The 14,991-nt window shown below is 51.7% G+C and carries 14 protein-coding genes; 6 read left to right on the forward strand and 8 right to left on the reverse strand.

Translation table 11 applies throughout. The features are described from left to right. The coding region (locus WCE46_RS00715) for a PadR family transcriptional regulator (RefSeq protein WP_424731781.1) at window positions 1-357 on the reverse strand (357 nt) is incomplete at its 3' end. Window positions 358-526: 169 nt separating this feature from the next. Here WCE46_RS00715 and WCE46_RS00720 point away from each other — a divergent pair. Together WCE46_RS00720 and WCE46_RS00725 are read left to right on the forward strand one after the other, a co-directional pair. Next, window positions 527-2,158, forward strand: a complete 1,632-nt coding sequence (locus WCE46_RS00720; protein WP_424731782.1) for a putative manganese-dependent inorganic diphosphatase — start codon at window positions 527-529, stop codon at window positions 2,156-2,158. A 118-nt stretch (window positions 2,159-2,276) separates the two neighbouring features. Continuing rightward, window positions 2,277-3,770 (forward strand): MFS transporter, encoded by a 1,494-nt coding sequence (locus tag WCE46_RS00725; RefSeq protein ID WP_424731783.1) that lies wholly within the window; start codon window positions 2,277-2,279, stop codon window positions 3,768-3,770. Window positions 3,771-4,538: 768 nt separating this feature from the next. On the opposite strand, the gene WCE46_RS00730 is transcribed toward WCE46_RS00725, so the two are convergent. Further along, window positions 4,539-5,021 carry a hypothetical protein gene (locus WCE46_RS00730; protein ID WP_424731784.1) on the reverse strand — a complete coding sequence of 161 codons (483 nt, stop codon included), beginning with the start codon at window positions 5,019-5,021 and terminating at the stop codon, window positions 4,539-4,541. A gap of 76 nt (window positions 5,022-5,097) precedes the next feature. After that, window positions 5,098-5,397, reverse strand: a complete 300-nt coding sequence (locus WCE46_RS00735; RefSeq protein ID WP_424731785.1) for a hypothetical protein — start codon at window positions 5,395-5,397, stop codon at window positions 5,098-5,100. A 138-nt stretch (window positions 5,398-5,535) separates the two neighbouring features. Here WCE46_RS00735 and WCE46_RS00740 point away from each other — a divergent pair, with 138 nt between their 5' ends. Then, window positions 5,536-6,837: a tetratricopeptide repeat protein gene (locus WCE46_RS00740; protein WP_424731786.1), complete on the forward strand. Its 1,302-nt coding sequence runs from the start codon at window positions 5,536-5,538 to the stop codon at window positions 6,835-6,837. A gap of 9 nt (window positions 6,838-6,846) precedes the next feature. Here the strand turns inward: WCE46_RS00740 and WCE46_RS00745 are convergent, their stop codons facing one another. Then, on the reverse strand, window positions 6,847-7,692 hold the full coding sequence (locus WCE46_RS00745) for a hypothetical protein (RefSeq protein WP_424731787.1): 846 nt from the start codon (window positions 7,690-7,692) through the stop codon (window positions 6,847-6,849). Between the two features lie 38 nt (window positions 7,693-7,730). Between WCE46_RS00745 and WCE46_RS00750 the strand changes: the two genes are divergently transcribed. Beyond that, window positions 7,731-8,600: a hypothetical protein gene (locus WCE46_RS00750; RefSeq protein WP_424731788.1), complete on the forward strand. Its 870-nt coding sequence runs from the start codon at window positions 7,731-7,733 to the stop codon at window positions 8,598-8,600. 8 nt (window positions 8,601-8,608) lie between these two features. Here WCE46_RS00750 and WCE46_RS00755 read toward each other — a convergent pair whose 3' ends face one another. Together WCE46_RS00755 and WCE46_RS00760 are read right to left on the reverse strand one after the other, a co-directional pair. Beyond that, window positions 8,609-8,761 (reverse strand): hypothetical protein, encoded by a 153-nt coding sequence (locus WCE46_RS00755; RefSeq protein ID WP_424731817.1) that lies wholly within the window; start codon window positions 8,759-8,761, stop codon window positions 8,609-8,611. Beyond that, complete coding sequence (locus WCE46_RS00760) at window positions 8,746-9,354, reverse strand: ArsR/SmtB family transcription factor (protein WP_424731789.1); 609 nt, start codon at window positions 9,352-9,354, stop codon at window positions 8,746-8,748. The genes WCE46_RS00755 and WCE46_RS00760 overlap by 16 nt, the downstream gene beginning before the upstream one ends. 751 nt (window positions 9,355-10,105) lie before the next feature. On the opposite strand from WCE46_RS00760, the gene WCE46_RS00765 reads away from it, so the two are divergent. Then, the gene (locus WCE46_RS00765; protein WP_424731790.1) at window positions 10,106-10,756 is read left to right on the forward strand and encodes a PrsW family glutamic-type intramembrane protease; all 651 of its coding nucleotides are present in this window, start codon (window positions 10,106-10,108) and stop codon (window positions 10,754-10,756) included. A gap of 48 nt (window positions 10,757-10,804) precedes the next feature. Here WCE46_RS00765 and WCE46_RS00770 read toward each other — a convergent pair whose 3' ends face one another. Continuing rightward, on the reverse strand, window positions 10,805-11,629 hold the full coding sequence (locus tag WCE46_RS00770; protein ID WP_424731791.1) for a hypothetical protein: 825 nt from the start codon (window positions 11,627-11,629) through the stop codon (window positions 10,805-10,807). An 81-nt stretch (window positions 11,630-11,710) separates the two neighbouring features. Beyond that, complete coding sequence (locus WCE46_RS00775) at window positions 11,711-13,252, reverse strand: amino acid permease (RefSeq protein ID WP_424731792.1); 1,542 nt, start codon at window positions 13,250-13,252, stop codon at window positions 11,711-11,713. A 324-nt stretch (window positions 13,253-13,576) separates the two neighbouring features. Between WCE46_RS00775 and WCE46_RS00780 the strand changes: the two genes are divergently transcribed. Further along, on the forward strand, window positions 13,577-14,989 hold the full coding sequence (locus WCE46_RS00780; protein ID WP_424731793.1) for a sensor histidine kinase: 1,413 nt from the start codon (window positions 13,577-13,579) through the stop codon (window positions 14,987-14,989). The last annotated feature ends 2 nt before the right edge of the window (window positions 14,990-14,991 follow it).

A 14,991-nucleotide genomic window follows, 5' to 3' on the forward strand; every position in this document is an offset into this window, starting at 1 on the left:
CCCGAAGATCGCGGTGATGAGATGCCGGTAATGATCCATTTTTTTGTGGTGCTCTTTGCTGTGGGCCCTGATCTTTTTGAGCGTGTCCCGCCCGGTACGGGTGAGCATAAACCCGGTACGGGCCCGGGAGCCCTCTTTTTCCGGGGCTGGGACAATGAGCCCTTCGGTTTCAAGCTGGCGGAGCAGGGGATAGAGCGTTCCTTTGCTCGGGACCCAGGCGCCGTTCGTGAGTTTTTCTATCTCCCTCATGATATCATACCCTGATTTCTCACCCTTATCAAGCGAGTGGAGCACAAAAAGTGCAAGCAGGCTGCGTGCCCTCCCGCTCTTCGTTGCAAACTGTAAGAGGCTGGTCATGGGTATAGTCCGGATCCGATATAGTTCGGTTTCGTACTATTCAGGTTGGGCAAAGCCAGATATAAATATTGGGGATCTGCCGGATGGGGTGCAGGGGCGTGCCTGTACCTTATGAACCTGTACAGGCAAATGATAAAGCAGAACCCGCCGCTCTTGTAAAGGCAGGAGGATGTTTTTGAACCAAATCTATTGCTTCGGCCACCGCCAGCCCGATACGGACAGCATCGCGAGCGCGATCGGGTACGCGGATTTCAAAAACCGGTCCGAGCCTGGACGGTACGTTCCGGCCCGGTGCGGGGATATCAATAATGAGTCCCGGTTCATGCTCGAACGGTTCGGCATCGCAGAGCCGGTCTTTGTACCGTCGGTCGAGCCCCGCCTCTCCGATATCGAGTACAAGCCGGTCTTTGCGCTGCCGCAGGATGTCCCGACCGTGGATGTCGCCGTCCTCATGGCACACGAAGGGATCAGGAACGTCGTCATCACGGACGCTGCCGGAAAACCCGTCGGGATGATCGGCGAGCATGCGCTTGCAAATGCGTATATCGGGACCCTGCACCTTGCCGAGCTCGCGGTGATACCGGTCCCGATCGGGACGCTTGCCCGTGTCCTGAGCGCGGAGATCATTGTCCCGGCTCATACTATCCTTGAAGGACGGGTCTACATTGCGATCGATGCGCTGCACGTCACGCTCGCGAAGATGACCGCAAAGGACATCGCGGTCGTTGGTGACAACGAGCCGGCCCAGCTTGCGCTCGTCTCGGCCGGGATTGCGGCCCTTATCATCGCGGAAGGGGCACCGGTCGGCGACCGGGTCATTGCCGCTGCAAAGCAGCGCGGGGTCTCCGTCCTCTCCACAAAACTGGATGCATTCGGGGTCGGGAAGATGATCAATCTCTCGCTTCCTGCGAGAGAGCTCATGGAGACCAATGTCCCGGTCCTTACGTTCTCTGACACCCTCGCCCATGCCCGGCAGGTCGTTGCCGGTTCGAAGTTCCGGGCCGCGTGCGTTGTCACGGGAGACGGGACACTCGCCGGCGTCCTTACAAGAACGACGCTGCTTGACGATGTCCGACGTTCTGTCGTCCTGCTCGATCACAACGAGGCCTCGCAGGCAGTCCCCGGGATCGAGGAAGCAGACGTGGTCGAGATCATCGACCATCACCGGCTCGGGGCGATTACGACCTTAAAGCCGATCCGGTTCTTCAACGATCCGGTGGGAGCGACCTCGACGATCATTGCCATGAAGTTCATGGAGTCCGGCCTCTCTCCCACAAAGGGGGTTGCCGGTGTCCTCCTCTGCGGCATTCTCTCTGATACGCTCTCCTTACGGATGTCGACGACAACGCACCTGGACAGGCAGGCAGTAAAGTACCTCGTCCCCATCGCCGGTGAAGACCCGGAGAAACTTGGCATCGCGCTTCTCGAACGGGGCATGGATCTCTCGGGGATATCGCTCGATGCACTCCTCGCCCGGGACACCAAGATGTTTGCCCTCTCGGAAAAAACGGTGCAGATTGCGCAGGTGATGGTGCCCTCCTTTGAATGGAACCGGGAGCGTGACGCTGCAATAAAGGCCGGGCTTGAAAAAAGCCGTGCCGGCTCCAGCGCCGATCTTTCGCTTGCGCTTTTCACCAATGTTCTTGAAAATGCAAGCGACCTCTACGGGGCCGGTGACGCAGCGCTCCTTTCTGATCTCTTTAGTGAGGATCTCCCGGCCCGGCTTTGTGGCGTGATGTCACGGAAAAAGGATTTCCTCCCGTGGCTGGGGGAGAAACTCCGCAAACAGGGCCGGGTGTAACGCACCCCCTCCCCATTCCTTTTTGCCTTTTATCGTCTCTCTCAAAAACAGTTTCGTGCACCCGCACAAAACCTGTCATTTTTATCTGTCATGGGAGGAGATGTGTAAAATATAAAAGGTGTCTTCAATCCCGATCTTTCACACGGCTCCTGACCCCGGCAGTCTGACCGGCCAGCGCATCATCGTAGCCACGGTGTCCCTCGCATCTCTGATGGGGGCACTTGACATGAGCATTGTCAATATCACCCTCCCATCGATTATCAGGGCGTGGCAGATCCCGATCGGTGAGGGGTCGCTCGTTATCATCGCCTACATGCTCACCATCACGGCCCTCATTCTTTTTATGGGAAAACTGGGCGACCGGTACGGTTTTCGTTCACTTTTCCTTATCGGCCTTGCGCTCTTTGGCCTTGGTTCGTTTTTGTGCGGTGTGGCCCCGGACATTACCAGCCTCATCGCGTTCCGGGTTCTCCAGGGAGCCGGTGCAGCGATGTTCTCTGCCATCGGGCCGGCGGTCATCACGACCTACCTCCCCTCATCGGTCCGGGGAAAGTCGCTTGGTTTTCTCATCGCCATGTCTGCCGTTGGTTATGCAGTCGGCCCCGGGCTGGGCGGTTTTATCTCTCAGTTTGCCGGCTGGCGCTGGGTATTTTTCATCAACCTGCCGATCGTCATCGCCGCGCTTTTTATGAGCTGGTACTGCCTCCCCTCTGCCACGGGGACGACCGAACAAAAACCCCTGAACTTTGTCAGCCCGGCACTCTTTGTCATCTCCCTCGTACTCCTTCTTGCCGCATTCTCGTTCTACCAGGTGGCGGGTACACCGGATATTGACCTGCTGCTGCTCCTCGTCTTCGGGCTCGTTGTCGGGGCGATCTTTGTCCTGCGGGAACACAACAACCCGGATCCCCTGATCAGCCCGGCCCTGATCCGGAACCGGGATTTCCAGTTCGGCATTATCACCTGCCTGATTATTACGACGCTCTTTTCCGGGGTCACCTACCTGATGCCCCTGTACCTGATCAATTCGCGTCACCTCGACCCGTTCCTGGCAGGGCTGATCATGACGGTGCCGGCGCTGCTTTCGATCATTGTCGCTCCCGCAGCCGGCAGCCTCGCCGACCGGCACGGAAGTCTTACCATCTCCATCATCGCCGTAGGTCTGGCGGCGGCCGGGTTTTTGATCTTCTTTACGTTCAATCCTATGACGCTCGTTGTCGTTATCGTTGCCGGGATGATTGTCACCCGGGTCTCCACGGCCGCCTTTTTCGGCCCGAACGCCCGGTTGATCATGGGCCATTGTCCGCAGGATGCTGTCGGTGACGGGTCGGGTGTCATGATGACGGTGCGGCACGTTGGGATGGTTATCGGGATTGCATTTTTCCAGAGCGTTTTTGCGATCAGGATGTACATGGCCGGCATCCCCCGGGACGGGACGCCGCTTGTGTCGAAGCTGACGCCGGCGCTCTCCGTGCTCGGGTACCAGGCGGTCTACCTGACCTCGTTTGTACTTTGCATCATTGTCATTATCCTCATCCGGAGGACCCATGACGTGCCGCGTCCTGAGGATGGTGCGGAGCCGGAAGAACTGCTGGTTGACACGCCGGGTTAGTCGCTGGAATGTGACTATACCCGATTTATTTTTTAATTCCACACGTCGCGAGCTGGAAATTCCAAAAAAGATCGATCACGCGGCTTGAGTATTTGTAAAAATGATCGGGTCACGTGCTTGAGGATTCCGGAAAAAACGACCCGGCAATTTTCAAAAAAGAGCGACCTCTCTGCCTCCCGCTTTATGTTCCGCAAAAAATAAAGCCGGACCCCTCCTGCAGGTTCTCCGTCGTAGGATATCCTCACCGAATATTTGTCCATTAGTAAATTCGGGCCAGAAATATCGTCCGATTCGCCTGCCCGAAATTTCGTGCCCTTATTTGTTTCCATTTGTCAAAATACGCCCAAATTTTGCCCCATATAATACCCATAATCGGCCATAGACGCCCCTAGAACAGCCACTGTTTTCGGGATCAACCAAAAACCCATCCGGACCCAAAAACGGCCCGTAAAATCGCAATACGTGAACTTTTTATTTCGTCCGATTGCCAAAATACGGCTGATTTGGGCTTGTTTTTAAACGGAGCCCGAAATGGGCTTCTTTTTGATCGGGAAACAGGTAATCGGAGGGCAGATTGGGCCCGGATTAGATACGGTCTTGGGGAAGGTTTCAAGGGGTTAAACCCGTACCCATGATGACTGGGATTGAGGCCACCATATCCGTAAAGTGAAAATTACTACTGTGCCCCGGGAGGATGGATCACTGCTTAGAACCGTAGTTTCATTGCAGATGGATCAGATGTGATGTTGTGAGAAAGCCGTGGAACATTCAGGACACCAGTATGGGCTCATGACCTGACCGGGCCTTTTTTCTGAGGTAGGTTCCGGGACGGCTCGCAACACAGGGCACAGTATCACCGGAAGCGTCATGCCGGAACTGGATCTTCTTTGTTCCCTGCCCGGACTGCTTGGGGGAGGACGCAGGTACACGTTTTGCCTGTGCATCGCACATCTTTGCGAATTCTGCAGGCCCAATCATTGATTCGATTAACGTGTTGTCGAAGTCCTCAAGGCGCTTCACGAGTGGAGAATCTTCATTGATGGAGTAGAGGGGCGTTCTCCCCTCTTTACGGATCTTCACCATGCCCCGGTCCGAGAACTTATTCATCGCTTTTGCTATCGACTGCCGGGTGAGCCCAATCTCTTCGACAAGTTCGGCCATCTCAAATTCGATCCCATACATCGGCAGCAGGAACTGGAGAAGCCGGGTTTCGCAGGTGTCCCCGAATAATCCCTCGAACGGTGGTTTCATCGGAATTTCCCTTGCGCAGATGTCTGCTTTCAATCTATAAATTTGTTGTTAAAAAAAATTAACAGAATTGGCACCATCAGTCCAGGTGGTGGACTCTCCCACCACCAAGGGGCGTAACGTTCAGGCCGTGATCTTTCAGGACGAAATATGTTTTGCCGAGGTTCAGGATGTAATATTTGGGATCGTCTTTTTTAATCGTCCCGATGTAGGCGTTATTTTTCAGGGACTGGATGGCTTCATCGAAATCCTGATCGTATTTCTTCAGGAGGATCTTCCTGAGTTTTTTGCTATGGTAGCCAGCGTCGGATTTGAAATTTTTGTTACGGTAGAGGATATAGAGGATCTGAACTTCCATGTCGGTCAGATCATCTGGCATGATCAATACTACGAATTGATCTATAATATAGAGGCATCATTGCACGACATGGGCGAACTGCTGCAATCACATTCACACTTCAGAGGATAGATTGATTATCCAGAATAATAATGAGTCTACATAAGTAGTGAAAATTTAATGGAAACTCCTTTCGAGAAAAAATTTAGAGCGAATGATCTCCGCAAATCCGGCAAATTTCAAGACGCGTTGGTTCTCTACAAGGAACTGCACGAGGAAAATTCGGATCAATATACTTACGCTGGATACCTGCATTGCCTCAGAAAACTGAAGCAATTTAAGGAGGCAATTCCTCTGGCTGACTCTTTAGTCGGAAAATTCCCCGGTTTTGATTGGGTAACTACGGAAATCGTTTGGACCTATATCGAGGGTATTCTGTATCCAATACCCGAAGAGGAATCTCTCTCAACGGTTATTAGTGCTGCAAATAAGATCCATCAACTTCAGCCAAATCAAATCGCAACGAATGTTGTCAATATGCGGGTATGTAAAGCCGCCAAGCATGAGAAAAACTGGAATATTCTGGATGAATGGGTTCAGAAAGTTGATCCCAATTCACTTGATTCAAAGCTAATGCAGTTGCCCAATGGAAGAGAGGGCTGGAGCCAGCAGGGACTTTGGTACTTGTACAGAGTTAATGCACTTGTTGAAACTGGCAAGAGCGATGAGGCATTTTCGTTTCTTGAATACGCTCTCGAACATTTCCCGAAACAAAAAAAATTCTTTCTCCGGTTGCGAGCTCTGGCATATTTTCAGGCTGGCAGAAAAGAGGACGCAGCAGCGGATTATAAGAATCTCTGCGCAGTTCCACATCCTGACTGGTGGATGCTGAAGGAATATGCAGATGTCCTTAACGATCTCGGGCGAAAAGATGAGGCTCTGGAAATAATGCTCTTTGCAGCGCAGGCTCGACAAGATCCGGGATTGATGGTCGTTCTCTTTGAAGCGATAGGAAATTTGTTTTATGAACGCGGTAACAAAGAGAACGCAGCCCTCCATTATCAATTAACGAAATTAATTCGTGAAGAGAAATCCTGGAAAGTCCCGGATTCATTAAATGATAAATTATCCGGATTATCAAAAGACGAAATTACAATATCTTCTCCGTTGGAAGAAGTATATCAGAAATGCCAAGCGATCTGGAGACACGGTACGGAAAACGCGATGGCTGGCCCTTCCATACAATCCCCTCAAAAAGAGGCGATAAGAAGAAAGGTCTACGGAAAAATTTCTCTCGGAAGACCAGATCGTCCATTCTGTTTTATCAATCTGGAGGATGGCGATTCAGTCTTTTGTTACAAAGACATTCTGCCTTCGGATATCAATGATGGAGATAAGGTTGTTGTTGATGCCCGACCATCATGGGATCAGAAGAAAAACAAGCAATCCTGGAAAGCAGAGAGTGTCCGATTGCAAAAATAGTGAGAAATCTCATTTTTTAGATGAACCATTTACGTTTTTAAAATGAAGTTTGGCGACAAATTGTAATATTGATCTGTCTATATCTTTCGGTTGCGCCGTTCGTAGATCGATACCGTATTTTTCATTCAGCTTATCGACTTCTGTCTCAAATTTATGTTTTGCGATGATACTTGCTGCTGCAACCGGGATTTCAGATTCTCCCTTGGATTTCTGGATGATTTCTACATTGGTCCGATCAACGTTCTCCAACCTGAATTCCGTTTTTTCGAAATCGAACTTGTCTATGACGACTTTGATTTTTTTTGCCTGTACATACTTTAACATTGCCTTGATCACTGCGGAATGAGCCCAAGCCAGCATATCGTTCAGAGACTTTCCTTCTTTTTCAAAATCCGCATACATCTGGTTGTACTTCTCTGGTGTAAGGGCAATAGTAAACCGGGCAAAATCCATTTTGAATAATTGTTCGGCGAGTTTTATGAGTTCTGCTTTCTTTATTGTTTTGCTATCTCGGACTCCAATTTTCCTTAGTTCAATGATCTGTTCTGGAGTGAGAGCTGTAGCGGTAATTACAAGAGGGCCAAACCATTCGCCTTTGCCGGTTTCATCTGAACCAAGGATATAATCAAATTGCTCGTCTCTTGTTAAAATTTCATGAAGAATTTTTAACGAGGCTTCGCTTCCATTATGAACTATTTTATTGGATTTGTAAACAATAATTGATACCTGGCCCTCTTTAATCCTCAATAATTCAAAATCATTTGAAGGCTTGACACGTTTGATATTTGTTCTTAAAATGTATGCCTTCAATTTTTCAAGTTCTTCGTTTGAAATTATTATGGATGCCGAACTCATGCAAAATTCCTATAATGTAATAATGTATATTGTATGTTATGGCGGCAATAAATATTACATGGAATATTTCTCAACGAGCAAATGATTTGATCCTCAAAGAGATTCTAACAAGTCATGGTTGTACTGAAACCCAGATTACAACACCTCACCAAAAATGGGTTTTTAAAAGGGATACGCTTACAATTCAAAATTTTGGAAAAAGTTTGTTTATTCAAGGACCTATAAGCGAACCTAACAAGCAGGTTGTTTCGGATATTGCCAAGTGCGAAGGGCTCATGCTTGAAGGTAATAATATCGAAAGATATGCTCAACTTTTCGATTTTGGACATAATGCAATTATCTGCAGGACATGTAATCACCCAGTGATGCTCATCGAGGGAAAAGAGGAGGGGCTCGATTTTGTATTTGTAAAAGAATGTGGTCATAAATCAGAATTAAAACCGCCCATTTTCATGATTACGAACCGAATATTACCGGATGTAAATGTCCTTGTGGGTGGACTCATCTCAAAAGGTCTTGGAATTGGATTTTTTTCTGGTTTTGAAATTGTCATTCCCAGTTTTGTTATTACTGTAATCGACACGCTAGGTAAACGAGAGAAAGAAATGGCAACAAGGGAATTAGATGAATTACGAAAATCAGCAGGTTCGGGAAAAATATCCATTTTTTTCTGCAAAGATGGCGAAAAGATACCTTCGACTCATGAAGAGTTTGATCTTAAAGAGGATCAAATTATACTTAATATTGCAAAACTGACGAATTCGATTCTTTTTACCACGGATAATGTTATGAAAGAACGCGCAATGCTCCAGAAAAGGCCTACAATTTACATGCACCCGCAATATAGCAAACATCTTAAAATGGTCACAGAATTGAGAAATCCATCCATAGCGGAAAAAGGAAAGTGACCTAAATTTCACTTAACTCCAATAACTCCTTTTAAATTGTTAATAACACCCTCTGCATCCTTCAGATCCTTCAACCCGGTAACGATGATTTTTCCCGTTGAAAAGATCAGAAAACTCGCACCCCGGTGTATTACGACGAAATCATCTACCGGTTTTTCCAGTACATGAGTATCTCAAAACCGGCGTACACGAGGATCGTGACGATCCCGGCAATGACAAGCGCCGGGATAAGGGTGGATGATTCCGTCCCCTGGACCGCTGTGCCCTGCTGGAGGGAGCCGGAGAGCGAACTCACCGGTACATACGATACCACAACAAACGGCTGGACCAGGATTGCGGCACAGGTTACGACAAAGAGGCCGCAGAGCGTTGCATATTTTAACAGGACTGCGCGGAGATCCGCGCCGGAGCTCATGTTCGGCGCGACAATAAACACCTGGTTTTTGAGCCGGTAGACTTTCATCTTCTTGCCTTTGACGCTGTACCGCGTATTTGAGATCTCGATGAGCCCGGCGTTCCGGAGATTTTCCACATGGTATTTTGCGGCATTGGTAGACAGGCCCATCTGGGATGCAATGTCCGAGAGTTTCATCGGGCCTGTTGTCGAGAGCAGTTGTATGAGCTCCCCGGCATTCTGGTGCGATATGGCCTTTACAATATTCTGTGCTTTTTCCTGGCCGGGTTCAAGGAGGATAACCTCTTCCTCGGCAGCGACCGGCCCCTGTGTGGTATCAGTTCCAGACTCCCCGTCCATTTTATCCCATTCCTGTTCCCGCAAAAGACCATTCGCGGGTCCGGTGCCGGTATGGATACCCACACCTGGCCCGGGGTTTAGTCTTATTATATCCCGGTAGTCGATTTCATGCTATAAACGCATGCATAACTGAAAAAATTATTTCACTAAAAATGAGGGGGCGATCATTCCCTTTCGTACGTTGTGGTGCAGGTAAAAACACCCGCCAGCCGATCTCCCGGTGCATGGGGCAGGCGATCATTGAGAGAAGAGAATGGAGCGCGTTTGTTCTTAAGCGATACGATGGTGTGCGACAGAAGTGGCCGTTTTTTTAAAGTCTGGGAGGAAATGCCGGTTATTGAAACCTGGGGAAGTATCAATCGTGATACGGGCATTTTTTCCGGGAGAGTGATCCGAACATGCATTGTCTGGACCGGCTACCTTGTTTTTTAGCGCTCCATTCTGATGGTTGGTGTGCAGAGGTTTTACTCTCAACGTGCCGGATTCTGGCACAGGGTTATAGTCTCACGCGCTTTTTATAGACCCCGTTAACTGAAATTATTTTTTAACTGTTCCCCCAACCCTTTTGAACCGTTCCCGGACCCACCTGATCGTTTTTGTTTTCTCTCCACTGGAATCGTGCGATCACTATCAAAGGAATAAACATCCCATACGCGTACGTGATCTGTAGGATTAACAGATACTCACTAATACCTGTACGTTCATGAGTACGCGAACAGGGCCAGGTACCTGATATCCGGTGGCGATACGAATGGACCTGTTCCTCTGTGCGGCATACCTTCTCCCGTTTCTCTTCCTCGTGATCTTTATCGGGAGGATCGATACGCGGTTCATCCTGTTTGTCGTGTGGGGTTTTATCGCGGCAGTCCCGGTTTATTTTCTTGAGCCTGTCATGTTCCAGGCCGCACAGCCCGAGATCCCGGCAGCGCTTGCCTTCATCACCATCTCCCCGATTGTCGAGGAATTTTTCAAGGCCCTGCCTCTTATCCTTCTTGCCATCTACGGGAGCCGGCAGCAGGACCGGGATATCTTCCTGTGCGCCCTTGCCTCGGGAATCGGGTTTTCCATCATTGAGACCGGCCTGCTGCCCACGCAGGATCTTGTTGTCATTCTCACCCACTCGTTCTCAACTGCCCTGATGCACGGGTGCACCTGCGGTATCATCGGGTACGGGATCGTCATTGCCGGACATTTCGACCGCCGGGCATTTCCCTCACTTATATTGGGTTTTTTCACGCTCGCCGTCACGATCCATGCGATCTACAATACGCTGGGCAGCTCATTCTTCGGACTTGCCGGGATCTGCATCGATCTTGTCTTCCCGGTCTTCCTCTTCTTTGTCCTGCTCCTGTGCTACCACATTGAGCTCCCGTCTCTCTTCCGCAGTCATGCAGGTGCGTGAGGGCAAAATAGCACCGGGTGTGAGCAAATCCGTTTTTCACCCGATATATCAGGCAGGCTGCGCGTTTGTTCCCTGTTGTACAAGGTAATCGAGCAGGCCAAGAGTGAGGAGTGCAATAGAGGCAATGACGATTGGGCCGACGATACTGGAAAGATCATAGAGAGAGAAGGTCTTTTCTGCGAGTGGCAGGGGGATGGTCCAGGACGGGTAGTACAGAAAGAGCGTCTCCCTAAGGCCGTAAAGCATCGAGAACACGCATTGCGCACAGATGCCGGCCCAGATCAGGGGATACCGGAAAAAACCGTGGCTGATCGTCACGACAATGAGCTGTTCAACGACAACAAACTGGACAAGCAGCATCACGGTCCGGGGCGTGATGCCATACGTATCGATCATCATCAGCGGGATTATTAAAAACAGCGCAAGCAGGAGCCACGTGTACACGGCAGGAATCGGTTCTTTTTTCCCCTCGATCTGGAACCCTGCGATAAAAAAGAGCATGAACCCCAGAAACGAGAGTTCAGCGACGGTGGTAAAGACAAACGGACGGCCAAGCAACGCCGTCAGCGGCAACAGGGAGTAGAGATACCAGAAGATCGTTGCAAGCCCGTATTCTCCGAATGCAAACGCCGCGAGCAGCAGGATCACGCGGCCGGACCAGTATCGGTACGCGTACAGGCAGATGCACATGCAGACAAAGGCGACCCCGGCTTCAAGACTGTTGCCGATGAGGCGGTACAGCGGCAGCGGGATCACCACGATAAGCGCGGCAAAAATCACGGAGAGCACGACGATTCCCAGAAGCAGGTAGCTCACCGGGCCGGGTATATGGATTTCCGGTTTGTACCGGACGGGACCGGAGTCATCGTGCATCGTTGTACCGGTTCTGTTTATGGAGTATATAGGCTGTGGTTACCTGAGTGCCGGTGTAACAACAGGGCAGGTGGCGAGGTGTTACGAGCCCTCCTGTTTTTTCAGGATTGCCGGGGGAGTATCGGTCAACAGGACGTCCGGGCCTGTTACCGGCAGGGGAAGGCCGGGTGTACCGGGCTGAACGCCGGCACCGCACGTGGCCGGTCCTTCGCGTCTGGAACCGTTGTGCATGCCGTAGAGTGCGTAGAACGCGATGCCGATGCACAGCCAGAGGACAAACATGAGATGGGCAAGAGGGTTGAGGTGGAAGATCAGAAACGCGCAGGAGCCGACGCAGAGCAGGGGCACGATCGGGACAAACGGGCATGAGAACGGCCTGACGAGATCCGGCCGCTGGACCCGGAGGAGGAGAATACCAATCGCAACGATGGCAAAGGCAACAAGCGTACCCATATTGACCAGTTCTGCAACGATTGCAAGAGGGAAAAAGCCGGCGACGCATGCCGTGAACACACCGGTGACGACGATCACTTTTGCCGGAGTCTGCGTCTTTGTACTGACTTCAGAGAAGAATGCCGGCAACAGGCCGTCCCGGGACATGGCAAAGAAGATCCGGCTCTGCCCGAAGAGCATGACGAGGATCACCGAGGTCATGCCGCAGAGCGCACCGACAGAGACGATCGCCGCCCCCCAGGATATGCCAATCCGCCCGAGGGCAAAGGCAATCGGGGCGTTGATCGCGTCCGGCCCGGCAAGCTCCGCAAACGGTACGATGCCGGTCAGGATCACGCCAAGCACGATATAGAGGACGATGCAGATGGCAAGTGATCCGATAAGCCCGAGGGGAAGGCTCTTCTTGGGATCTTTTGTCTCCTCGGCGGCCGTAACCACGGCGTCAAACCCGGTAAAGGCAAAAAATATGATGGCCGCACCCGAGAAAACCCCGAGCCACCCGGTGGGTGGCATAAAGGGCGTCCAGTTCGCCGGGTTGATGGAGAAGAGGCCGAGCACGATAAAGAGGATGATAACGCCGATCTTGATAGCGACGATGGCCGCATTGGTCTGAGCACTTTTTTTTGTCCCCCGTATCAGGAGCAGCGAGAGGCACAGCACAATCCCCATGGCCGGCAGGTTGACCATCCCCCCGTCAGTGCCCGGAGGGGCGATGAGAGCAGGCGGGAGGATGATCCCGGTGGACCTGAGGAGGGCGTTGAGATACCCGGACCAGCCGATTGCCACCGCGGAGACCGCAAGACCGTATTCGAGGATAAGGTCCCATCCGATGATCCATGCCCAGATCTCGCCGAGCGTGATGTAGCAGTACGTATAGGCGCTTCCCGCGACCGGTATCATGGCGGAAAATTCTGCATAACAGAGTGCAGCAAAAAGGCAGGCGACACCTGCGATGAGAAACGAGAGCCATAGTGCGTTACCGGCATGCAGCCCTGCAACAATACCGGACAGGACAAAGATCCCCATACCGATGATCCCTCCGATCCCGAGCATGACAAGATCAAACGTGGAGAGGGTACGTTTGAGGAAGCGGTCGTCGTTTGTATCGGACGCCCCGGCAATCGGCTTTTTTTTGAAAATGGCGTGGTCGAGGAGTGATCCCTTATTCATGTTCTGCCCCTTTGAGCGTGATTTTTTTCCTGCATGCCGGCACAAGACTGCCTGATAACGGTACTTCCGTTCCGGCTTTGTATAAAGAAACTGATGAATGAAAAAATTATTTCACTTATACTTGCCCAAATTTGAAAAATAAGGCTGGAATTGGTGCAAATGGTATTTCACTTATCGCCGCGTTTATGCGGTACCCGCACTGAACGGATCTCCTATGCAGGAATACAACAGGTGGCAGGTGCCGGGTGCGAAGGCATGCCGGTGGCCGCATACGATACACCCTGAACGGGTGCCGGTACCGGGTGCCGGCAGGATGGACACCCTATGATCGGCGGATACCCTGTCGATGCGTCAGTCGCGGTCAACCTGATCCTGAGTATCGGCATCGTCCTCGTCAGTATCTGGGGCTATCATAAGATCAAAAAACTTACACCGCTGTATTTCGGGTTTGCCTACACCCTGTTTGCCATCTCTCACTACATCCTCCTCTCCGGGGGAAACGAGATCCCCGGGCCGGTATTTTTTATCCTGCGGACCGGCGGGTATGCGTTTGTCACGATTGGCCTCTTTGCGATCTTAAACGATATCATCCACCGTCAGGAGGCTGAAAGGGAACTGCGCGAGAGCAGGAAACGGCTGTCTGCGACTTTTGACCAGGCCGCAGTCGGGATCGCCGAGATCCTCCCGGGCGGGCGCATCGCACAGGTCAACCGGCGGTTCTGCGATATCCTGGGGTACTCAGATCCCGATCTCCGGAATGTCGCGCTCCAGATCCTGATCGCTGCGGATGACCGCCGGGATACCTGCTATGCCCTCTCAAGGGTCATGCGGGGGGACATCCCCGGGTATACCGGTGAAGTGAGATGCATACGAAAAGACGGCTCTTCGGTCTGGGGCGGGATTTTTATCTCGCTTGTACGGGGTACGGCAGACACGCCGTGCTACTGCATCCTTGTCCTTGAGGATATTTCTGCGCGCAAAACAGCGGAGGCGGAGCTCACCCGGCTCACCGGCCGGCTGGAGGAACGCGTCCTTGAACGGACTGCCGCACTTGCACAGGCAAACGAGGCGCTTATTGCCGAGGTCTGCCAGCGCACCATCGCGGAGGAACGGCTCCGGTTGTCCCTGCACGAAAAAGAGGTGCTCATAAAAGAGATCCACCACCGGGTGAAAAACAATCTCCAGATCATCGTCAGTCTCCTGTACCTCCAGTCCGGCAGGACACGCGATCCCGCCTGCGGTGCCGCCCTCATGGACAGCCAGACCCGGATCAAGTCCATGGCGCTCATCCACGAGAACCTGTACCAGTCCGGCGACCTGATGTCTATCGATTTTGACCGGTACCTCCGGAACCTGGCCGGCAACCTCATGGTGGCCTACGGTGTCGACCGCTCCGGCGTCCTTGTCGTCACCGATGCGCGTGACCTTGTCGTCAATGTCACGACTGCCATTCCCCTTGGCCTGATTGCAAACGAACTGATCTCAAACGCGCTCAAGTACGCGTTTACCGGAAGGGTCGGCGGGGAGATCTCCCTGACCGGGAAGCGGGAACCTTCGCGGATAACGCTTGTCATTCAGGATAACGGACGAGGGATCCCGGAAGAGTTCGACTGGGAACATGCGGATTCCCTCGGGTTTAACCTTGTCCAGATGCTGGTGCGGCAACTCAAAGGGACGATCACGCTGGTGCGCACCAGCGGTACAGAATTTGTCATCACCATCCCGTATTCAGAGTGACT

This window comes from Methanoregula sp. (assembly GCF_049690535.1).
Classification (GTDB): domain Archaea; phylum Halobacteriota; class Methanomicrobia; order Methanomicrobiales; family Methanospirillaceae; genus Methanoregula.